Origin of the sequence: Mesorhizobium sp. C089B (genome assembly GCF_030323125.1) — a bacterium.
Lineage (GTDB): Bacteria > Pseudomonadota > Alphaproteobacteria > Rhizobiales > Rhizobiaceae > Mesorhizobium.
In genome coordinates, this window is record NZ_CP100469.1 from 6668461 (window position 1) to 6688544 (window position 20084).

Below are 20084 nucleotides of genomic sequence, written 5' to 3' on the forward strand. Positions count from 1 at the left end.
ATGGCAGAAGCTGCAGCTCACGACGACCACGACCACAAGCCCTATCATGGCTGGGTCCGGTGGGTGTACTCCACCAACCACAAGGACATCGGCACGCTCTACCTGATCTTCGCGATCTTCGCGGGCATCGTCGGCGGCGCGCTTTCGGTCGTCATCCGCATGGAGCTGCAGGAGCCGGGCATCCAGATCTTCACCGGTCTGGCGCAGATGGTCTATGGCATGAACGGCGATGCCGCCATCGACGGCGGCAAGAGCATGTACAACGCCTTCGGCACCGCGCACGCGCTGATCATGATCTTTTTCATGGTCATGCCGGCGCTGATCGGCGGCTTCGCCAACTGGATGGTGCCGATCATGATCGGCGCGCCTGACATGGCCTTCCCGCGCATGAACAACATCTCGTTCTGGCTGCTGCCGCCGGCCTTCCTGCTGCTCATCGCTTCGGCTTTCATGCCGAGCGCGCCCGGCGCCTATGGCGTTGGCGGCGGCTGGACGCTCTATCCGCCGCTGTCGACCTCCGGCCAGCCCGGGCCGGCCATGGATCTGGCGATCCTGTCGATCCACATTGCCGGCGCGTCCTCGATCCTCGGCGCCATCAACTTCATCACCACCATTTTCAACATGCGCGCGCCGGGCATGACGCTGCACAAAATGCCGCTATTTGCCTGGTCGGTTCTGATCACCGCCTTCCTGCTGCTCTTGTCGCTTCCGGTTCTGGCCGGTGGCATCACCATGCTGCTTACCGACCGCAATTTCGGCACCACCTTCTTCGCCCCGGATGGCGGCGGCGATCCGATCCTGTTCCAGCATCTGTTCTGGTTCTTTGGTCACCCCGAAGTGTACATCCTGATCCTGCCGGGCTTCGGCATCATCAGCCACATCGTCTCGACCTTCTCGAAGAAGCCGGTGTTCGGCTATCTCGGCATGGCCTACGCCATGGTCGCGATCGGCGCCGTCGGCTTCATCGTCTGGGCGCACCACATGTACACGACCGGCCTGTCGCTCGACACGCAGCGCTACTTCGTCTTCGCCACCATGGTCATCGCCGTACCGACAGGCGTGAAGATCTTCTCCTGGATCGCGACGATGTGGGGCGGCTCGATCTCGTTCAAGACGCCGATGCTGTGGGCGCTGGGCTTCATCTTCCTGTTCACGGTCGGCGGCGTCACCGGCGTCCAGCTCGCCAATGCCGGCCTCGACCGCTCGCTGCATGACACCTATTTCGTCATTGCCCACTTCCACTATGTGCTGTCGCTGGGTGCGGTCTTCGCCATCTTCGCCGGCTGGTACTACTGGTTCCCCAAGATGACCGGCTACATGTACTCGCCGGTGATCGCCAACACCCACTTCTGGGTCACCTTCGTCGGCGTCAATTTGATCTTCTTCCCGCAGCATTTCCTCGGCCTGGCCGGCATGCCGCGCCGCACCATCGACTATCCCGACGCGTTCGCCGGCTGGAACATGGTGTCGTCCTACGGCTCCTATATATCGGCCGTCGGCGTGGTGATCTTCCTCTATGGCGTGTTCGAGGCCTTCCAGAAGAAGCGCGTCGCCGGGGCCAACCCGTGGGGCGAGGGTGCAACGACGCTCGAATGGCAGCTGCCTTCGCCGCCGCCCTTCCACCAGTGGGAACAGCTGCCGAAGATCAAGTAAGGCAGCCCGAATACGAAACCGCCGGCCCGCCGGCGGTTTTCGGCCAACGGAATGATTGGACTTATGTACGCATGGCCCTTGTCGACGACCCAATGATTGACGAAGCGGGCTTTCGCATGTCGGAAGCCACGTCGGGCGATTTCTTCGCCCTGCTGAAGCCGCGCGTCATGTCGCTGGTGGTGTTCACGGCCTTTGTCGGCATGGTCGCTGCGCCCGTGACCATCAACCCGCTGCTGGCGGTGATCGCCATCCTGGCCATTGCCATCGGCGCCGGCGCCTCGGGTGCGCTCAACATGTGGTACGACGCCGACATCGATGCGGTGATGAGCCGGACCGCCGGCCGCCCGGTACCGTCCGGCCGCATCCTGCCCGGCGAAGCCCTGAGCTTCGGCCTTGTGCTTTCGGTGCTGTCGGTGATGACGCTGGGCGTGCTGGTCAACTGGCTGTCGGCGGCGCTGCTTGCCTTCACCATCTTCTTCTACGCCGTCGTCTACACGATGTGGCTGAAGCGCTCGACGCCGCAGAACATCGTCATCGGCGGCGCCGCCGGCGCCATCCCGCCGGTCATCGGCTGGGCCGCGGTGACCGGAACGGTGAGCCTGGAAAGCCTCGTCCTGTTCCTGATCATCTTCCTGTGGACGCCGCCGCACTTCTGGGCGCTGGCGCTGTTCAAGTCCGACGACTACGCCAAGGCCGGCATCCCGATGATGCCGAACGTTGCCGGCCAGGCCTCGACCCGCCGCCAGATCTTTGCCTACGCCCTGATCCTGGCGCCGATCGGCGTGCTGCCCTGGGTGCTCGGTTTCACTACCGCCTTCTATGGCGTCGCATCAGTGGCTCTCGGCGCCGGCTTCGTCTGGTATGCCTGGAAAGTGCTGTGCATGACCGATAGCGACCGCGTCATGAAGCCGGCCAAGGCTCTGTTCGCCTATTCGCTGCTCTACCTCTTCGCCATCTTCGCCATCTATCTTGCCGACTGTGTCGTCGGTCGCGCTTTGGCCATCGGTGGAGCATGACCATGATCGACAAGAAGCTTGAACTGGTCACGCTGACCGAAAGCCAGAAGAAGGCGCGGCGCAACCGTTCGGCGGCGATCGGCGTCGCGCTGGCGATTCTGGTCGTCATCTTCTACGTCGCGACCATCGTGAAATTCGGCCATACCGGATGAGGCCGATGATGACCCGCCAGACCGTGACCGATCCCAGGAAGAAGAACACCAACCGCGTCGTCGCCGCCGTCTGCGTCGCCTTCTTCGGCGGCATGATCGGGATGGCCTACGCCGCGGTGCCGCTCTACAAGATGTTCTGCCAGGCCACCGGCTATGGCGGCACGACGCAGCGCGCCGAAAAGCAATATGCCGGCCGCATCCTCGACCGCGACATCACCGTGCGCTTCGACGCCAACACCAACGGCATTCCCTGGCAGTTCCAGCCGGTCGCCCGCTCGGTCACCATCAAGATCGGCGAGACCACGCAGGCGCATTACAGCGCCACCAACAAGTTCGACCGCGCCGTTACCGGCCGCGCCACCTTCAACGTGCAGCCGGAACTGGCGGGCCCCTACTTCAACAAGGTCGAGTGTTTCTGCTTCACCGACACGACGCTGAAGCCCGGCGAGACGCTGGACATGCCGGTCGTGTTCTATGTGGATCCCGATATCGTCAACGTGCTGGAACTGAAGGACTTGAAGACGATCACCCTGTCCTACACCATGTTCCCGGTCCAAAAGAACAAGCCGGTGGCGTCATCGACGCCGGACAGCAGCAGCAAAGTTTCAGATACCGAAGCAAATCTCGGGGTTGATATGGCAGACGCGCACGCAAAACCACAACACGACTACCATCTCGTCAACCCGAGCCCGTGGCCCTTCCTGGGGTCGATCGGCGCGCTGGTGACTGCAGTCGGCGGCGTCGCCCTGATGCAGTATCTCAAGAACGGCGATTTTCCGATTTTCGGCCACAACATCGCCAATCCATGGCTGTTCTTCATCGGCCTGGTCATCGTCCTCTACACGATGTTTGCCTGGTGGTCGGACACCATCAAGGAAGCGCATGAGGGCCACCATACGCGCGTCGTGTCGCTGCATCTGCGCTACGGCATGATCATGTTCATCGCTTCGGAAGTGATGTTCTTCGTTGCCTGGTTCTGGGCCTATTTCGATGCCAGCCTGTTTCCCAGCGAAGTGCAGAATTACGCCCGCACCGCTTTCACTGGCGGCGTCTGGCCGCCGAAGGGTCTCGAAGTCCTCGATCCCTTCCATCTGCCGCTCTACAACACCATCATCCTGCTTCTGTCGGGCACCACGGTGACATGGGCGCACCATTCGCTCATCCATGGCGACCGCAAGGGCCTGATCAACGGCCTGGTGCTGACCGTCGGCCTCGGCATGCTGTTCACCATGGTGCAGGCCTACGAGTACATGCACGCTCCGTTCGGCTTCAAGGATTCCATCTACGGCGCCACCTTCTTCATGGCGACCGGCTTCCATGGCTTCCACGTCATCATCGGCACCATCTTCCTGCTGGTCTGCCTGATCCGCGCCTGGAAAGGCGACTTCACGCCCAAGCAGCATTTCGGCTTCGAGGCGGCTGCCTGGTACTGGCACTTCGTCGACGTGGTCTGGCTGTTCCTGTTCGCATCGATCTACGTCTGGGGATCGGTCGGCGCGGTGATCGAAGGCCACTGACGGCTTTCACCGAACCGACAAATCAGAAGGGCGGTCGCGGCAACGCGGTCGCCTTTCTTCTTTTCGGCGCCTACCAATGGTCAACGGATTCGGCTGGTCGGGCTGGCTGCTTCAATTGGTCGACTGGACCGATGGCTGCATTGGGGTTACCGACAGCGACATGGACGAAATCTGGACTATGGTGCCGGATGGAACGCTGATCGAAATCGAGCCGTAAAGCATGACTATCCATGAGTGAAGATAGGGCGATCTGGCCACCCATTGAGCCGATCTCGGCCGGCCTGCACGGACGCTGCCCGCGCTGCGGCGAAGGACGGCTGTTTTCCGGCTTCCTCACCGTCGGCAAGCGCTGCAACAATTGCGGCCTCGACTATTCCTACGCCGATGCCGGCGACGGCCCGGCGGTGTTCGTCATCCTGATCATCGGCTTCATCGTCGTGGGGCTGGCGCTGTGGGTGGAGGTGACGCTGAGCCCGCCGCTCTGGCTGCATTTCATCATCTGGATACCGCTGACCGTGGGACTGTGCCTGACGGCGCTGAGGTTGATCAAGGGGGTGCTGCTGACGGTTCAATACGCCAACAAGGCGGCCGAAGGCCGCCTGGACCAGGGGCAATGAGCGAGGCGCTGACCAAGCCCGCCGGCCGCTCGCGGCCGAAGACGGCATTGCTGCTCGGCCTCGGGCTGGTGGTGTTCGTCATCCTGCTCGGGCTTGGCACATGGCAGGTGCAGCGCCTGTACTGGAAGGAAGCCCTTCTGCAGACCATCGACCAGCGCACCCATTCAGCGCCGCAGCCGCTGGCGGACGTCGAGAAGGAATTCGCCGCCACCGGTGATGTCGATTACACGCCGGTCACCGTCAGCGGGACGTTCCTGCACTCCGGCGAGCGGCATTTCTACGCCACATGGGAGGGCGACGCCGGCTTCAACGTCTATACCCCGCTGGCCCTCGACGATGGCCGCTATGTCCTGATCAACCGCGGCTTCGTTCCCTATGATGTCAAGGATGCCGCCAAGCGCCCGCAAGGGCAGGTGACCGGCAAGGTCACGGTCACCGGCCTGGCGCGCAACCCGCTGCCGGCCAAGCCGTCGATGATGCTGCCCGACAATGACGTGGCCAAGAACATCTTCTATTGGAAGGATCGTGACGTCATGGCGGCGAGTGCCGGCCTGCCGGCCGGTGCCGTGCTGGTGCCGATCTTCATCGACGCCGACAAGACGCCGAACCCGGGCGGGCTGCCGGTCGGCGGCGTCACCATCATCGACCTGCCGAATTCTCATCTGCAATATGCCTTCACCTGGTATGGCCTGGCGGCGGCTCTTGCCGCGGTTCTGATCGTCAGGCTGCGCCGTCCGGCAAAGACTGAATGATCCAGAGCATCACCCCGAAAAGTGGGAACCGGTTTCGGACAAGATCATGCTCCAACAAAGAGTTAGATCAGGTTGACCATTCAACCTGATCTCAACTGCCCTTGACAGGGCAGGGGTGCACACCTCATTTCGCGTCACGATACGATCAACCGATCTGGAATCATGCTGCAGGCCGCCACAAAACCACCGCTGACGATCCGGCTCTGCCAGCCGCGCGGCTTTTGCGCCGGTGTCGACCGCGCCATCCAGATCGTCGTGCTGGCGTTGAAGAAATACGGCGCGCCGGTCTATGTCCGCCACGAGATCGTGCACAACCGCTATGTCGTCGAGGGCCTGCAAAGCCTTGGCGCGGTTTTCATCGAGGAACTCTCGGAAATCCCGGCCGAGCACCGCAAGTCGCCGGTTGTCTTCTCGGCCCACGGCGTGCCGAAATCGGTGCCGGCCGACGCCAAGGCACGCGAGCTCTTCTATCTCGACGCCACCTGCCCGCTGGTGTCCAAGGTGCACAAGCAGGCGATGCGCCATCAGCGGCTCGGCCGTCATGTGCTTCTGATCGGCCATGCCGGCCATCCCGAAGTGATCGGCACCATGGGCCAACTGGCTGAAGGCGCCGTCACGCTGATCGAGACCGAAGCCGACGCTGGGACCTTTGCCCCCGCCGACCCGGAAGCGCTCGGCTTCGTAAGCCAGACAACGTTGTCGGTCGAAGACACTGCCGGCATATTGCGGGTGCTGCAGGAGCGCTTCCCGCAACTGCATGCACCGGCCGCCGAATCGATCTGCTACGCCACCACCAACCGCCAGGAAGCGGTCAAGGAAACCGCCGCCGGCGCCGATCTCTATCTGATCGTCGGTGCGCCCAATTCCTCCAATTCGCGCCGTCTTGTCGAAGTGGCGGAGCGCGCCGGCGCCACCATGTCGCTTCTCGTACAGCGCGCCGCCGAAATTCCGTGGAATGACATCACGAATATCTCGACGCTCGGCCTGTCTGCCGGCGCGTCGGCGCCGGAGATCATCGTCGACGAGATCATCGATGCCTTCCGCCAGCGCTTCGAGGTGACCATCGACCTGGCGATCACGGCCACCGAAACGGAGGATTTTCCAGTCATGCGGGTTCTGCGCGATGTCGAACTGACGCGGGCCGACATGGCCTTCGTCAACGGAGCCGCGTGAACAGCCCATGGCGGTCTACACCGACGTCAATGAGGGCGAACTCGGCGCGTTCCTGAGGGCATATCCGGTCGGCGAACTCTTGTCCTACAAGGGTATCGCCGAAGGCACGGAGAATTCGAATTTCCTGCTGCACACCTCAAGCGGCTCTTACATACTGACGCTCTACGAGAAGCGCGTCGACAAGGCCGACCTGCCGTTCTTCCTCGGCCTGATGGGCCATCTCGCCAGGAAAGGCATTTCCTGCCCGCTGCCGGTGACCGCGCATGACGGCACCGTCATCGGCACGCTGGCCGGCCGCCCCGCGGTCATCATCACCTTCCTCGAAGGCCTGTCGCTGCGGCGGCCGACAGCGGCGCATTGCGCCGAGGTCGGCAAGGCGCTCGCCGCCCTGCATCTCGCCGGCCAGGATTTTGCGATGACGCGTGACAACGCGCTCGCCATCGAGGGCTGGCGCAAACTCTGGAATGCCTCGCGCGACCGAGCCGACGAGGTCGAGCCGGGACTGGCGGCCGAGGTCGACGCGGATTTCGCCGACTTCGGACGCCATTGGCCGCAAGGCCTGCCGGCAGGCATCATCCATGCCGATCTGTTTCCCGACAATGTCTTCTTCCTCGGCGAGAAACTGTCCGGCCTCATCGACTTCTATTTCGCCTGCAACGACCTCTACGCCTATGACGTCGCCACCTGCCTCAATGCCTGGTGTTTCGAGAAGGATTTCTCCTTCAACCTGACCAAAGGCACGGCGCTGCTGGCCGGCTATCAGAGCGTGCGGCCTTTGAGCGAGGGCGAGAAAGCAGCGCTGCCGATGCTTTCGCGCGGCTCGGCGCTGCGCTTTATGCTGACCCGGCTCTATGACTGGCTGACCGTTCCCGACGGCGGGCTGGTCATGAAGCGCGATCCGACCGAATATATCCGCCGCATGCGCTTCCACCGCGCGATCAAGTCGCCTTCGGAATACGGACTGACATGACCAAGCAGGTTGAAATCTTCACCGACGGTGCCTGCTCGGGCAATCCCGGTCCCGGCGGCTGGGGCGCCATCCTGCGCTTCAACGGCAAGACCAGGGAATTGTCGGGCGGCGAGGCCGAGACGACCAATAACCGTATGGAGCTGCTGGCCGCCATCTCGGCGCTGAATGCGCTGAAGGAGCCGTGCGCCGTCGAGCTTCACACCGACAGCAAATATGTCATGGACGGTATCTCCAAATGGATCCACGGCTGGAAGAAAAACGGCTGGAAGACCGCTGACAAGAAGCCGGTCAAGAACGGTGAACTGTGGCAGGCGCTGGATGAGGCCAATCGGCGCCACAAGGTGACCTGGAACTGGGTCAAGGGCCATGCCGGCCACACCGAGAACGAACGCGCCGACGAACTCGCAAGGGAAGGTATGGCGCCGTTCAAGAGGGGCTCAGCCAAACCTGCGGCGCCGAAAGTGGCGCTGAAGCCGGCGGCATCCGAGAAGCAGCCGGCGCCACGGGCACGGCGCTCGACCCAAAGCTATTGAGCTCAAGCTATCGGCAAGGGGATCTCACTCATGCCGATCGTATACTACATCACCCATCCCCAGGTTCAGATCGATCCCAACGTTCCCGTGCCGGAATGGGGGCTGTCCGAGATCGGACGAGCGACAGCATCAGCCATGCTCGATCAGCCATGGGTCGGGTCGATTCGCCGTGTCGTCTCGTCGGCCGAGCGCAAGGCGATCGAAACCGCCGAGATTCTTGGCAAACACCTCGGCCTCGCGGTCGAGGTGAGGGAGCGCATGCATGAGAACGATCGGTCGGCAACCGGCTTCCTGCCGCCGCCGGAGTTCGAGGTGGTCGCCGACCAGTTCTTCGCCAACCCGCACAAAAGCATCCGCGGCTGGGAGCGGGCCATCGATGCCCAGCAACGCATTGTCAGCGAGGTCGAAACGGTGCTGGGTGCTGCCGATGGCGGCGACATTGCCTTCGTCGGCCATGGCGGCGTCGGAACATTGCTGCTGCTCGCGCTCAGCGGCCGCGCAATCAGCCGCGCGGCGGACCAGCCGGCCGGTGGCGGCAATTACTTCGCCTATGATGTCGGGACGCGCCGCGTCGTCCACGGCTGGCGGCCGATAGACAGTCTGGCGCCGCGCTAAAGCGGATGTCAGGAGATCATCGACACCGTAGCGGCGATGAAGCCGCGCGCGACCAGCGGATAGAACCTGTCCTCAGCGGATCAGCAGGGCCGTGCCGTAGAGGCCGAGCGCGAACACCGTGTGCGAGATCACGTTGAAGGCGCGGATCTGCATCGCGTTGGAGCGCTTTGACGCAGCCCAGCCGGCGCCCATGCCGGGCGCCAGCAGGAACCAGCCGGCGCCGATGGTGACCATGCCGAGGATGAAGGCCGGCAGGAAGGTCGGCGCGTCCAGCCATGCCGTGCCCGCCAGCGCCACCAGGATGAAGCCGTAGACGATGCCGGTGACATAGTGGAAAGCCCAGCCCAGCGCCTGCTCATGCGCATAGGGTGCGGCTTGGGCGATATCGTCGTGGAAAACCTTGCCTTCCCTAAGGTGCCAGACCCAGCGGCCGGGCGGCCCCCAGTTCGGCCGCGGCTGGCTGAGCGCCAGATGCAGGAACAGCGCCCAAAGATCCATCAGCACCGTGGCGCCGATGCCAATCGCAATGCTGCGCCAGATGATGTCAAACATCGTCGATGTCCCCCAAAGCAGGCAATCCGGCTGGAAGCGCGTGGTCGTCAGGCCATGGCGCTCATGAGCCGAGGCGGCCGCCGCGGTTTAGAGCTGGCTCAGAATGTGAGCGGCACCCGATGTGTCGACTCCTGGGTTGGTCTCGACATTGAGCGCAGTAACCTTGCCGTTGTCGACGATCATCGAGAAGCGCTTCGAGCGCAATCCCATGCCGCCGCTGGAATAGTCGGAGTCGAGGCCGATCGACCTGGCGAAGTCGCCATTGCCGTCGGCGAGATAGAGGATCTTGCCTTGACCGCCGGTGAAATTGGCCCAGGCGCCCATGACATGGACATCGTTGACGGACACGACGGCGATGGTGTCGACGCCGCGGGCCAGGATGGCATCGTGGTTCTCGAGATAGCCCGGCAGATGATTGTTGCTGCAGGTCGGCGTGAAGGCGCCTGGAACACCGAACAGCACGACCTTCTTGCCCGCGAAAATCTCGGCCGAGGTGATCACCTTGGCGCCGTCGGCGGTCATTTCCTTGAAGGTCGCATCGGGCAGTTTGTCGCCAACGGCAATCGTCATGATGGTCCTCGTGTGAAAAGCAGGGAAGGTTTCTTGCGATAGCGAAATCGGGCATCTCCCGCAACCGCCGACAAGGCCTGGATCAAGGGAAAGCCCGGATCGGGTTCGGTATCAGGGGAACGGCAGAACGCCCTCGACCGCGCCTTCGGCACTTGTCAGGGTGTAATACAACCCGCCATCGGTCGGTGTCGTCGACGGCCGGTCGAGGATCGGAATGGTAAATACCAGCCGGCCGTCCTTTTCGCTGCGTGCAGGCGCCCCGAACATATAATCGCGTCCCCCGGCGACGAATAAATCCGCCGCCTCCGGATCTCCGGGAAAAGTCGCCTCGACCATCAGCGTCTCATGGTCGCCCGGCAGCACCTTGATCCCGAAATCGGGCTTGGCAGGCGCGGGCAAGGTGGCGAGTGCAGCCTTCACCAGCGCCGCATCCTCGGCATTGTCGGGATCGGCGGCGGGATCGACGCTCAGCCGCGTCTGCACCGGAATACAGATCGTCTCGCAGATGCCAAGAAAGATGTCGGCATCGATGACGGCCGCATCCCCAGGCGACGACAAAGTGAATGTCACCGGCAGCGAGACCGGATGGTTGTAGCCGGCCCATTTGCCGTAGCCGTCGTCATGGCGCTGCGGCGGCGGGAAGGAAAACGCCGCATCGGTGATGTTGGTGCTGGCCGAAACGTCGATCTGCGGCGGCACGCCGGCGTCGCCCGGATCGCGCCAATAAGTTTTCCAGCCGGGCTTGAGCGCGATGTCGAGCACGCCCTGTATGCGACCGGCCTCGTCGGCCTTGCCTGTTGTCACCAGCCGCACCTTGCCGCCTTCGCTGTTGTACCATTCCGACGAGGAGGCGGCGGCGGGCAGGACTGCTCCGCATCCGATAGCAATACCGAGCAGCAGGATTTTCAAGCTTTGCATGGCGTTGATTTGATCGTCAGTTCATGGCCGCGCAATGTTTTCATGGCGCTCTGCGTATCATATTTGCGTGACCTTCGGGCAAGGAACAGTTGGCTTCAAGCAATCGGCCGAGTGAAGTTCGCAGTCAAGATTCCGTTGTTCCAACCGTTGGGCTTTGGCCGAATCGCACGCGGCGCATCTTTTCGGCGTCCCGGAAACGCGTTACGCTCCAGTCCATGGACTTGTTGCGCCACAAAAAGACAGCCGGTGGACGCGGCTTTCTTGACGACCAGTTCCTGATTGCCATGCCCGGCATGAAGGACGATCGCTTCACGCGCTCGGTCATCTACATCTGCGCGCACAGCGATGAAGGCGCCATGGGCCTGATCATCAACCAGACGCAGCAGATGCTGTTTCCCGATCTTCTGGTGCAGCTCGGCATCATGAACGAACAGGAGGCGATCAGGCTGCCTGCGCAGGCCCGCGACTTCGTGGTGCGCAATGGCGGCCCAGTGGACCGCAGCCGCGGCTTCGTCCTTCACTCGGGCGACTACCGGGTGGAATCCTCGCTCACCGTCTCCGACGATATCTGCCTGACCGCGACGGTCGACATATTGCGCGCCATCTCGTCCGGCCGCGGCCCGCGGCGCGCATTGATGGCGCTCGGCTATTCCGGCTGGGGCGCGGGCCAGCTGGAAACCGAGATCGCCGAGAATGGCTGGCTGACCTGTCCGGCCACGCCGGAGCTGCTGTTCGACGCCGACATCGAGCGGAAGTACGACCGCATCCTGGCATCGATCGGGATTGATCTGGCGCATTTGAGCCTGGCCGCGGGGCACGCCTGAAGCCTCGCCTTCGCCGACGTTCCGCCGAACCTTCGCGACTAGCCGAAGCCGCCCGCCACTTTCGTCATCCTAGGGTCTGCGCCGCGTCGCTGCGCTCCTTGCTTCGCCCTAGGATGACGAAGGCGAGGTCGCTTCAGCTAATTTTCGGGGTTCATTCCAATGTAACCACGCGCCTGCACGACGCATGCCTCACCCATCACGCCTGCGTCATCGGGTACTGTTCTTTCAACGCCTTCAGCACCTGGTCGCCTGGCATCGGCGCGCCGAACATGAAGCTTTGCACATATTCGCAGCCCATCTGGCGCAATTCCAGCGCATCGCTTTCGTCGGAAATGCCCTCGGCCACCACCGACAGGCCGAGTTCATGCGCCATGTTGACCATGGATTTGAGCAGCACCGCCCGCTTCGGCGTCGCGTCGTCGACGAAGCTCTTGTCGATCTTGATGGTGTCGAAGGGGAAGCGGGTCAGATAGGCGAGCGAGGAATAGCCGGTGCCGAAATCGTCCAGCGACAGGCCGATGCCGAGCTGCTTGAGCTTGGTCAGCACATGCGAGGTCTGCTCTGGATTGTCCATGACCAGCGATTCGGTAAGTTCGAGCCGGAAGCAGCGCGGCTTCAGATTGGCGCGGGCGATGACCGAGCGGACATCGCTGACCAGGTCGCGGCGGATCAGCTGGCGACTGGACAGATTGACCGACACCGACAGCGGCGTGTCGCCGATCTGCTTTTGCCAACCGGCGAGGTCTTCGGCCGCCTGCTGCATGGCAAACAGCCCAAGCTGCACGATCAGGCCACAGCTTTCGGCGACCGGGATGAAATCGCCCGGCGGGATCATGCCGCGGCGCGGATGGTCCCAACGCAGCAGCGCCTCGAAGCCGGCAATGCTGCCGTCCTCCAGCCGTACGATCGGCTGGTAGGCAAGGGTGAACTCACGCCGCTCGATGGCGCGGCGCAGATCGGATTCGAATTGCAGCCGGTCGGTGCCGACGGTGCGGAAGGCCGGCCGGAACGGCTCGATCCTGTCGCCGCCGAAGCGCTTGGCCTGGTGCATGGCAAGCTCGGCGTCCTTGACCATGTCTTCTGCCGAAGTCTGCGCCGAGGTCCAGGTGATCAGGCCGATCGAGGCAGTCAGCACGATCTCGCGCTTGGCGAAGGTGATCGGGTTGTTGATGGCGTGCTTGATGGCGTCTGCCACCGCCGCGATGCGGGAGGGTTCCTGTTCGGAGAGCAGCATCAGGGCGAACTGGTCACCGGCAAAGCGCGACAGCGAATCCTTAGGTTTCAACAGCCGGTGCAAGCGGCGCGCAATGGTGAGCAGGATGGTGTCGCCGGCCGAGATGCCAAGCCCGTCATTGACCTGCTTGAAACGGTCGATGTCGATGACGAAGACGGTGGGGCGCACCTTCTCTTCGGTGCGCGCGATCGAGATGATGGCTTCCAGCCGGTTCATCAGAAGTTCGCGGTTGGGCAGGCCGGTCAGATTGTCGTGAACGGCATCGTGCAGCAGCCTTTCCTCGGACTTTTTCTGCTCGGTAACGTCGACCATGGTGCCGACGCAGCGAATCACTTCGCCATCCGAGCCGATCACCGGCCGCGCCCGAAGCAAGAACCAGTGGTAGTGCCCGTCGGCGCCGCGCAGGCGGAAATTCTGCGAGACCCGGCCGCGCCGATGTTCGAGCACCACGTCGAGGGTGGTGCGGAACGTGTCGCGGTCGTCGGCATGCAGCACCGGCAGCCAGTTGCGGGCCGCACCCCCCAGGCTGTTGGGCGCCAGGCCAAGCTGGATGCTGACGTCGGGCTTGGTGACGACGCGGTCGCGCAGCACGTCCCAGTCCCACACCGTGTCGCCGGAGCCGGCCACGGCCAGCGCCTGGCGCTCGAGATCGGAGAACAGGCCCTGATGCAGCGCGCCGCCGGCAAAGGCATGCTGCATGACGGTGAAGCCGATCAAAAGGATGATCAGGATCAGCCCGCCGCCCAATGCCGGCTGGGCGATGTCGTTGTCGAGCATGCCGGTGATCGCCATCCACGACCCGCACAGCCATAGCAGCACCATCACCCAACTGGGCACCAGCATGATCGCACGGTCGTAACCACGAAGACCCAGCAGGATGATCAGGCCGAGCCCGGTCAGCGCGGTGGCGGCGAAGGACAGCCGGGCAATACCGGCGGCGACGGCCGGATCGATGATGGCCACACCCGCGATCAGCACCAGGCCGAGAATCCAGACCAGCGCGCCATAGCTGAAATGGCCGTGCCATCGGTTGAGGTTGAGATAGGCGAACAGGAACACCACGAAGGTCGCCGCAAGCGCCACCTCGGTTCCCGCTCGCCACATCTGCTCGTTGCCGGGCGATATCTCTATGATCTTGTTTAGAAAGCCGAAATCGACGCAGATATAGGCAAGTACCGCCCACGCAAGTGCGGCTGTCGCCGGAAACATCGAGGTTCCCTTGACGACGAAAAGGATGGTCAGGAAGAGCGCCAGCAGCCCGGCGATGCCGATGACGATGCCGCGGAACAGCGTATAGGAATTGACCGAGTCCTTGTAGGCTTCCGGCTCCCATAGATAGACCTGCGGCAGCTTCGGCGAGGCGAGTTCGGCGATGAAGGTGATCACCGTTCCCGGGTTCAGCGTCACCCGGAACACGTCGGCGTCGGAGCTTGACTGGCGGTCGAGCGCGAATCCCTCGCTGGGGGTGATCGCGGCGATGCGGGTGGCGCCGAGATCGGGCCAGAAGATGCCGGAATTCACCAGCCGGAAATGCGGCGCCACGATCAGCCGGTCGAGCTGCTGGTCGGTGGTGTTGGCGAGCGCGAACACCGCCCAGTCGCCGCTCGAGCGCGCGTCATTGGCCTCGACCTCGATGCGCCGCACGATGCCGTCGGGACCGGGCGCGGTCGACACCTGGAAGTTTTCGCCCTGATTGACGTAGATCTGGACGGCGCGCGACAGGTCGAGCGCGACATCGTCGCGGGCAATCTTGATCGGTTCGACGGCGAAGGCCGGTAGCGCCGCGCAAAGCGTGACGACAGCCGCCAGAACAAAGGCCAACAGCGACCCGTTTCGCAGGAAATTCGTCAAAAATCAGTCCTTCGTTCCAGCGCCCGGTGGATCGTCCGCGATCCGAGCGTAGAGGTAGTGGTCCTGCCAGATGCCGTTGATCCTGAGGTAGGATCGCAGAAGTCCTTCGCGCCGGAATCCGGCTTTTTCAAGCACGCGGATCGACCGGACATTGTCGGGAATACAGGCAGCTTCGATCCGGTGCAACCTCAGCGTATCGAAGGCGAAGCGGCAGACCACCTTGACCGCGTCGGTCATCAGGCCGCGGCCGCCAAACCGCTCCCCGATCCAGTACCCGACATGGCCGCTTTGCGAGACGCCGTGGCGGATATTGCCGAGCGTAATGCCGCCGGCAAGCTTGCCGCTCGCCTTCTCGAAGATGAAGAAGGCGATGGCTGTTCCCTGCGCATAGTCTTCGCGGTAGCGGCCGATGCGCAGCCGCCAGGCGGTGCGGTCGAGTTCATCGGGAGTCCAGCGCGGCTCCCACGGTTCGAGGAAGGCACGGCTTTCGCCGCGCACCGCCGACCATTCGCGATAGTCGTTGGTGTAGGGCACGCGCAGCATGACCCGGTCACCTTTCAGTGCCGGCAGGTCACGGCGAAAGAAAGGGAGCGCGAACACCGGCGCTTGAAGGCTTAGACGGCGAGCTTGCGGGCCGTGGTGTGCGTGCCCGCAAGCGAATCGAGAATCGCCTCATAGGGCGCGAGCGTACCCACCGGTCCAACCGCGGTCAGCGTCGGCTTGGTCGAAAACAGCCGGGACGAAAGGTCGGTCAGCCGCTCGACGGTCAGCGCCGACAGCCGTTCCATCAACTCCTCCTTGGCGATCGGCCGGCCGAACAGAAGCAACTGCCTGGCGATCTGCGAGGCGCGGCTGGCCGGGCTTTCAGCCGACATGATCAGGCCGGCGCGGTATTGCGCGCGGGCGCGGTCGAGCTCTTCCTGAAGGATATTCTCGCCGGCCTTCTGCAGCTCGTCGATAATGACCGGCACCAGTTCGGCAATGTCGCTCTGCCCGGTCGCGGCATGAACGCCGAAGATGCCGGTATCGGAAAAACCCCAGTGGAAGGCATAGACCGAATAGCACAGGCCACGCTTTTCGCGGACCTCCTGGAACAGCCGGGACGACATGCCGCCGCCGAGGATCATCGACAGCACCTGCGAAGCGTAGAAATCGCGCACATGATAGGCTCGGCCTTCGAAGCCGAGCACGATCTGCGCGTCCATCAGGTCGCGATCCTCGCGGAAATCGCCGCCGACATACTGCGCATATTGCGGCATCGTGCTGTCGGACTTGCTGCGGAAACCGCCGAGCTGCTTTTCGACCTCGCGCACGAAATTGTCATGCTTGATGTCGCCGGCCGCGACGATCACCATCTTCTCGGCGCCATATTGGCGCTCGATGAAATCATGCAGCTGTTTGGAGGTGAAGGATTTGACGGTTTCCGGCGTGCCGAGGATCGAGCGGCCGATCGTCTGGTGGCGGAAGGCGGTCTCGGTGAAACGGTCGAAGACGATGTCGTCGGGTGTGTCGTGCGCGGCGCCGATCTCCTGCAGGATCACATGCTGCTCGCGCTCCAGTTCCTCTGGGTCGAATTCGGACTCCTGCAGGATATCGGCAAGGATATCCACCGCCAGCGGCACATCGTCGGACAGCACCCTGGCGTAATAGGACGTCGTCTCGACTGATGTGGCGGCATTGATCTCGCCGCCGACATCCTCGATTTCCGAGGCGATCTCGAAGGCCGTCCGCCTTTTCGTACCCTTGAAGGCCATATGCTCGAGCAGATGGGCCATTCCGTGCTCGTCGTCACGCTCATTGCGGGCGCCGGACTTGACCCAGGCGCCAAGGGCAACGGATTCGAGGCTTGGAAGGGTTTCGGTGGCGACTGTCAGGCCGTTCGACAGACGGCTTACCTCAACACCCATATGGCAAGTACTCCCTAACGCGCTGCCCTTGAGTGGCGGCTCACGTAATCTTCCACCATTTTCAGGTCGGATGGAAGTACCGTGTACTTTTCGTCGGCTGACATCAAGGACCCCAGCCATGCGGGCAGGGCCGGTGACACGCCGCAGGCGGCTTCGACCGCGGCCGGGAACTTGGCCGGGTGCGCCGTGCCCAGCACCACCATCGGCACTGCACCGTCAGCCTTGCCGGCGGCGACATGCACGGCCGCGGCCGTGTGCGGATCGAGCAGATAATTGCTGGATTCGAGCGTTGAACGGATGGTGGCGGCAACCTCGTCCATATCAGCGCGTCCGGCGTCGAATTCGGACCGCATCCGGTCGATTTCTGCGGTTTCGATGGTGAAGGCGCCGGATTGCTTGAGGCCGGCCATGTAACGCCGCACCGTCTCTGCGTTACGGTCGCAGGCCTCGAACAGCAGTCGCTCGAAGTTCGACGATACCTGGATGTCCATCGATGGCGACGTCGTCGCAAACACACCCTTGGTGCGGTATTCACCGGTCGCGAAAGTGCGCGCCAATATGTCGTTGTCGTTGGTGGCGACGATCAGCCGCTCGATCGGCAGGCCCATCTTCTTGGCGGCGTAACCGGCGAAAATATCGCCGAAATTGCCGGTCGGCACGGTAAAGGAGACCGGCCTGTCCGGCGCGCCGAGCGAAAGCGCCGAGGAAAAATAATAGACGATCTGGGCCATGATGCGGGCCCAGTTGATCGAATTGACGCCCGACAGCGACACGCGATCACGAAAACGATGATCGTTGAACATATCCTTCAGCAGGCCCTGGCAATCGTCGAAATTGCCTTCGATCGCCAGCGCCTGGACGTTGGCGGCAGTCGATGTCGTCATCTGCCGCTGCTGCACCGGCGAGACGCGGCCATGCGGGAACATCACGAAAATGTCAGTTCGGTCGCGGCCGGCGAAGGCATCGATGGCCGCGCCGCCAGTGTCACCCGAGGTCGCGCCGACGATGGTGGCGCGCTGGCCGCGCTCAGTCAGTACATGGTCCATCAGCCGGGCAAGCAGCTGCATGGCAACGTCCTTGAAGGCCAGCGTCGGACCGTGGAAGAGCTCGAGGATGAACGTGTTGGCGTCGGTCTGCACCAGCGGGCAGACGGCCCGGTGGCGGAAGGTGGCATAGGCTTCTCGCACCAGGCGGTCGAAGACGGGTGCGGCGATCTCGCCGCCGAGGAAGGGCGTCAGCACGCGGATGGCGAGGTCCGCATAGGGCAGGCCGCGCATGGCGCGGACCTCGGCTGCCGAAAACTGCGGCCATGTCTGCGGCACATAAAGCCCGCCGTCGCGCGCCAGCCCCGCCAGCACCGCATCGGCAAATCCAAGCACGGGCGCATCCCCGCGGGTACTCACATAGCGCATCGTCAAAGGTCCATTGCTGCCGCCGGTTTCATCCACGGCAATTGGTTAATTTTCCGAGCCGCCTCAGTCGCATTTTTGCCGTGGCGTTGCTATACGTCACCAACTTTGCGAGAGGGAAGTGCAGTTTCATGGCGTTTCATAAGTTCAACCGTCGCTTTGTCGCGGGTCTGGCGCTAACCGGCTTTATGCTTGCCGCCGCCGGTTGCCAATCGAGCGACAATGGCATCCTCAATCTCGGTTTCGGCAAGAAGACCGACCCGAATGCGCCAATACCGCCTCAGGATCCCAAGGTTCTCGCCAGCCAGTTGCAGGCCTACTGCCCGAAAGTGACGGTGCGTGACGGCACCGCATACTTCAATACCTACGCCAAGGGCGCGCCGCAGCCGAAAAAGAAAAAGGCTGATGCGGCACAGGATGCCGAGGCCGCTGCCGCCGCGCAGACGGCGCCTGACGGCTCCATCGTCGATCCGAACAAGGATCCGGCCAAGATCATCTACCAGGCCTCGATCAGCGATGTGAGCCGCGATTGCAGCCGTGCCAACGGCCAGTTGACGATGAAGGTTGGGGTTGCCGGCAAGATCGTGCCGGGACCGCTGTTCGCCCCCGGCACCATCACCATGCCGATCCGCATTGCCGTCATGCACGGCCCCGACGTGCTTTATTCGCAAATTCACCCCTATCAGATCCAGGTCAGCGATCCCTCGACAGCCACCCAGTTCGTGTTCACCGATTCCAACGTCGTCGTGCCCGAACCCTCCGCCCGGGATTACACTGTCTATGCCGGCTATGACGACACCGCGCCGGCGGCGGCGGACAAGAAGTCCGGCAAGAAAAAGAAGCGCGCTCCCGCGACCAACTAAGCGCCTGGGCGCCGTCGCTGCTGCGACGGTGCCGGTTAACTCTTTGAAAGATCCAAACGACCCCATCGTAATCCTGCAGGTGTGCGCCTGCGGGCAGGTCGCGTCTGCGCTTTAATCTCGATCCATTCCACCAGCGCACTTGACTCATTCATATCTCGGCAGTTATACGTCGATCAATAGCTCGCAGGTTATCGATCCTATGCCAGACGCCCACGATACTTTGTTCAGAACGCTTGCCGACCCGACCCGGCGGTCCATCTTCGAGCGCCTTTGCCGCCAGGGTGAGCAGACCGTGGGGCCCTGACGGCGGAGTCCGGGGTTTCGCAACCGGCGGTGTCGAAGCATCTCGGCGTCCTGAAGCTGGCCGGGCTGGTGCGTGATCGCCACGCCGGACGCCAGACCCACTACAGCGCCCAGCCCGCGGCACTTGGTCCGCTGACCGACTGGACAGTTCAAATGACAGGATTCTGGGAGGGCCGCTTCGATGACCTCGAGAACCTGCTGAAAAGGATGGACCAGTGAGCAATCCCGAGCTGCGCACCGTCGTCGTCGAACGTGAAATATCCTGGCCGGCGGAGAAGATCTGGCGCGCGTTGACGCAGCCGCATCTGATGGAGGAATGGCTCATGAAGAACGATTTCAAGCCTGTCGTCGGCCACAGCTTCAATCTTCGCGGCGAGTGGGGCGGCGTGCTCGATTGCGAGGTGCTGGCCATCGAGCAAAACAGGACGCTGTCCTACAGCTGGGATTTTGCGCATGAGGATGCCGCCTACAATCTGAACAGCGTGGTGACGTTCACGCTCACACCCACGAGCTCGGGAACCCATCTGCGCGTCGAGCAGTCGGGCTTCCATCCGAGCCAGAAGCAGGCCTATGGCGGCGCCAGGGCCGGGTGGCAGCAATTCCTCACCAAGCTGGAGCAGGTCCTGGCGAAGCCGGATTGAAGCCTGCCGGTACC

Annotated in this window: 21 protein-coding genes and 2 pseudogenes; 16 read left to right on the top strand and 7 right to left on the bottom strand. The window is 63.0% G+C overall.

Going from position 1 to position 20084, the window contains the following annotated elements; translation table 11 throughout:
- The 12 genes and pseudogenes from ctaD (at position 1) to NLY44_RS32540 (ending at position 8998) form a co-directional block, all read left to right on the top strand.
- On the top strand, positions 1–1653 hold the full coding sequence (gene ctaD / locus NLY44_RS32485; RefSeq protein WP_023668420.1) for a cytochrome c oxidase subunit I: 1653 nt from the start codon (positions 1–3) through the stop codon (positions 1651–1653).
- Between the two features lie 71 nt (positions 1654–1724).
- The gene (locus tag NLY44_RS32490) at positions 1725–2669 is read left to right on the top strand and encodes a heme o synthase (RefSeq protein WP_023668419.1); all 945 of its coding nucleotides are present in this window, start codon (positions 1725–1727) and stop codon (positions 2667–2669) included.
- Positions 2666–2821, top strand: coding sequence for a cytochrome c oxidase system small membrane protein (locus NLY44_RS32495; protein ID WP_023668418.1), 156 nt, complete (start codon positions 2666–2668; stop codon positions 2819–2821). Before NLY44_RS32490 ends, NLY44_RS32495 begins: the two co-directional genes overlap by 4 nt.
- Positions 2822–2829: 8 nt before the next feature.
- A pseudogene (locus NLY44_RS32500) lies at positions 2830–3393 on the top strand (cytochrome c oxidase assembly protein); the annotation flags it as partial.
- Positions 3394–3456: 63 nt separating this feature from the next.
- On the top strand, positions 3457–4338 hold the full coding sequence (locus NLY44_RS32505) for a cytochrome c oxidase subunit 3 (protein ID WP_023668416.1): 882 nt from the start codon (positions 3457–3459) through the stop codon (positions 4336–4338).
- A 76-nt stretch (positions 4339–4414) separates the two neighbouring features.
- Positions 4415–4555, top strand: coding sequence for a L,D-transpeptidase family protein (locus NLY44_RS32510; protein WP_023806738.1), 141 nt, complete (start codon positions 4415–4417; stop codon positions 4553–4555).
- A gap of 13 nt (positions 4556–4568) precedes the next feature.
- Complete coding sequence (locus tag NLY44_RS32515) at positions 4569–4955, top strand: DUF983 domain-containing protein (RefSeq protein ID WP_023806737.1); 387 nt, start codon at positions 4569–4571, stop codon at positions 4953–4955.
- Entirely contained in the window at positions 4952–5707 is a 756-nt protein-coding gene (locus NLY44_RS32520; RefSeq protein ID WP_023806736.1) for an SURF1 family protein, read from the top strand. The genes NLY44_RS32515 and NLY44_RS32520 overlap by 4 nt, the downstream gene beginning before the upstream one ends.
- 162 nt (positions 5708–5869) lie before the next feature.
- Positions 5870–6880, top strand: coding sequence for a 4-hydroxy-3-methylbut-2-enyl diphosphate reductase (gene ispH, locus NLY44_RS32525; protein WP_023806735.1), 1011 nt, complete (start codon positions 5870–5872; stop codon positions 6878–6880).
- A 7-nt stretch (positions 6881–6887) separates the two neighbouring features.
- Positions 6888–7850, top strand: coding sequence for a homoserine kinase (locus NLY44_RS32530; protein ID WP_023806734.1), 963 nt, complete (start codon positions 6888–6890; stop codon positions 7848–7850).
- A complete protein-coding gene (gene rnhA, locus NLY44_RS32535) occupies positions 7847–8383 on the top strand; it encodes a ribonuclease HI (protein WP_023692070.1) in 537 nt (178 codons plus the stop codon). Before NLY44_RS32530 ends, rnhA begins: the two co-directional genes overlap by 4 nt.
- Positions 8384–8413: 30 nt before the next feature.
- Positions 8414–8998 carry a histidine phosphatase family protein gene (locus NLY44_RS32540; protein ID WP_023806733.1) on the top strand — a complete coding sequence of 195 codons (585 nt, stop codon included), beginning with the start codon at positions 8414–8416 and terminating at the stop codon, positions 8996–8998.
- 72 nt (positions 8999–9070) lie between these two features.
- Here the strand turns inward: NLY44_RS32540 and NLY44_RS32545 are convergent, their stop codons facing one another.
- The 3 genes from NLY44_RS32545 to NLY44_RS32555 form a co-directional block, all read right to left on the bottom strand.
- Positions 9071–9550, bottom strand: coding sequence for a DUF2938 domain-containing protein (locus NLY44_RS32545; protein WP_023806732.1), 480 nt, complete (start codon positions 9548–9550; stop codon positions 9071–9073).
- 87 nt (positions 9551–9637) lie between these two features.
- The gene (locus NLY44_RS32550) at positions 9638–10120 is read right to left on the bottom strand and encodes a peroxiredoxin (RefSeq protein ID WP_023806731.1); all 483 of its coding nucleotides are present in this window, start codon (positions 10118–10120) and stop codon (positions 9638–9640) included.
- Positions 10121–10231: 111 nt separating this feature from the next.
- Entirely contained in the window at positions 10232–11038 is an 807-nt protein-coding gene (locus NLY44_RS32555; RefSeq protein WP_023706670.1) for a protein-disulfide reductase DsbD domain-containing protein, read from the bottom strand.
- A 215-nt stretch (positions 11039–11253) separates the two neighbouring features.
- Between NLY44_RS32555 and NLY44_RS32560 the strand changes: the two genes are divergently transcribed.
- The gene (locus NLY44_RS32560; RefSeq protein WP_023668405.1) at positions 11254–11862 is read left to right on the top strand and encodes a YqgE/AlgH family protein; all 609 of its coding nucleotides are present in this window, start codon (positions 11254–11256) and stop codon (positions 11860–11862) included.
- Positions 11863–12058: 196 nt separating this feature from the next.
- On the opposite strand, the gene NLY44_RS32565 is transcribed toward NLY44_RS32560, so the two are convergent.
- From NLY44_RS32565 to thrC, 4 genes are read right to left on the bottom strand one after another with little or no spacing between them, the layout of a single operon-like run.
- On the bottom strand, positions 12059–14947 hold the full coding sequence (locus NLY44_RS32565; protein WP_023727477.1) for an EAL domain-containing protein: 2889 nt from the start codon (positions 14945–14947) through the stop codon (positions 12059–12061).
- A 3-nt stretch (positions 14948–14950) separates the two neighbouring features.
- The gene (locus NLY44_RS32570; RefSeq protein WP_023668403.1) at positions 14951–15547 is read right to left on the bottom strand and encodes a GNAT family N-acetyltransferase; all 597 of its coding nucleotides are present in this window, start codon (positions 15545–15547) and stop codon (positions 14951–14953) included.
- A 14-nt stretch (positions 15548–15561) separates the two neighbouring features.
- On the bottom strand, positions 15562–16854 hold the full coding sequence (locus NLY44_RS32575) for a M16 family metallopeptidase (protein WP_023668402.1): 1293 nt from the start codon (positions 16852–16854) through the stop codon (positions 15562–15564).
- Positions 16855–16868: 14 nt separating this feature from the next.
- Positions 16869–18266, bottom strand: a complete 1398-nt coding sequence (thrC, locus tag NLY44_RS32580) for a threonine synthase (protein WP_031356241.1) — start codon at positions 18264–18266, stop codon at positions 16869–16871.
- A 128-nt stretch (positions 18267–18394) separates the two neighbouring features.
- On the opposite strand from thrC, the gene NLY44_RS32585 reads away from it, so the two are divergent.
- The 3 genes and pseudogenes from NLY44_RS32585 (at position 18395) to NLY44_RS32595 (ending at position 20070) form a co-directional block, all read left to right on the top strand.
- Positions 18395–19126, top strand: coding sequence for a hypothetical protein (locus tag NLY44_RS32585; protein ID WP_023702000.1), 732 nt, complete (start codon positions 18395–18397; stop codon positions 19124–19126).
- Positions 19127–19325: 199 nt separating this feature from the next.
- A pseudogene (locus tag NLY44_RS32590) lies at positions 19326–19648 on the top strand (ArsR/SmtB family transcription factor).
- Positions 19645–20070 (top strand): SRPBCC family protein, encoded by a 426-nt coding sequence (locus NLY44_RS32595; protein WP_023806727.1) that lies wholly within the window; start codon positions 19645–19647, stop codon positions 20068–20070. The pseudogene NLY44_RS32590 and the gene NLY44_RS32595 overlap by 4 nt, the downstream one beginning before the upstream one ends.
- Positions 20071–20084: the final 14 nt, after the last annotated feature.

What these genes read in the sequence shown, in the direction of transcription:
- ctaD (WP_023668420.1), top strand. Translation starts at nt 1, where the DNA reads ATGGCAGAAGCTGCAGCTCACGACGACCACGACCACAAGCCCTATCAT.
- NLY44_RS32490 (WP_023668419.1), top strand. Translation starts at nt 1,725, where the DNA reads ATGGCCCTTGTCGACGACCCAATGATTGACGAAGCGGGCTTTCGCATG.
- NLY44_RS32495 (WP_023668418.1), top strand. Translation starts at nt 2,666, where the DNA reads ATGACCATGATCGACAAGAAGCTTGAACTGGTCACGCTGACCGAAAGC.
- NLY44_RS32505 (WP_023668416.1), top strand. Translation starts at nt 3,457, where the DNA reads ATGGCAGACGCGCACGCAAAACCACAACACGACTACCATCTCGTCAAC.
- NLY44_RS32510 (WP_023806738.1), top strand. Translation starts at nt 4,415, where the DNA reads ATGGTCAACGGATTCGGCTGGTCGGGCTGGCTGCTTCAATTGGTCGAC.
- NLY44_RS32515 (WP_023806737.1), top strand. Translation starts at nt 4,569, where the DNA reads ATGAGTGAAGATAGGGCGATCTGGCCACCCATTGAGCCGATCTCGGCC.
- NLY44_RS32520 (WP_023806736.1), top strand. Translation starts at nt 4,952, where the DNA reads ATGAGCGAGGCGCTGACCAAGCCCGCCGGCCGCTCGCGGCCGAAGACG.
- ispH (WP_023806735.1), top strand. Translation starts at nt 5,870, where the DNA reads ATGCTGCAGGCCGCCACAAAACCACCGCTGACGATCCGGCTCTGCCAG.
- NLY44_RS32530 (WP_023806734.1), top strand. Translation starts at nt 6,888, where the DNA reads ATGGCGGTCTACACCGACGTCAATGAGGGCGAACTCGGCGCGTTCCTG.
- rnhA (WP_023692070.1), top strand. Translation starts at nt 7,847, where the DNA reads ATGACCAAGCAGGTTGAAATCTTCACCGACGGTGCCTGCTCGGGCAAT.
- NLY44_RS32540 (WP_023806733.1), top strand. Translation starts at nt 8,414, where the DNA reads ATGCCGATCGTATACTACATCACCCATCCCCAGGTTCAGATCGATCCC.
- NLY44_RS32545 (WP_023806732.1), bottom strand. Translation starts at nt 9,550, where the DNA reads ATGTTTGACATCATCTGGCGCAGCATTGCGATTGGCATCGGCGCCACG.
- NLY44_RS32550 (WP_023806731.1), bottom strand. Translation starts at nt 10,120, where the DNA reads ATGACGATTGCCGTTGGCGACAAACTGCCCGATGCGACCTTCAAGGAA.
- NLY44_RS32555 (WP_023706670.1), bottom strand. Translation starts at nt 11,038, where the DNA reads ATGCAAAGCTTGAAAATCCTGCTGCTCGGTATTGCTATCGGATGCGGA.
- NLY44_RS32560 (WP_023668405.1), top strand. Translation starts at nt 11,254, where the DNA reads ATGGACTTGTTGCGCCACAAAAAGACAGCCGGTGGACGCGGCTTTCTT.
- NLY44_RS32575 (WP_023668402.1), bottom strand. Translation starts at nt 16,854, where the DNA reads ATGGGTGTTGAGGTAAGCCGTCTGTCGAACGGCCTGACAGTCGCCACC.
- thrC (WP_031356241.1), bottom strand. Translation starts at nt 18,266, where the DNA reads ATGCGCTATGTGAGTACCCGCGGGGATGCGCCCGTGCTTGGATTTGCC.
- NLY44_RS32585 (WP_023702000.1), top strand. Translation starts at nt 18,395, where the DNA reads ATGGCGTTTCATAAGTTCAACCGTCGCTTTGTCGCGGGTCTGGCGCTA.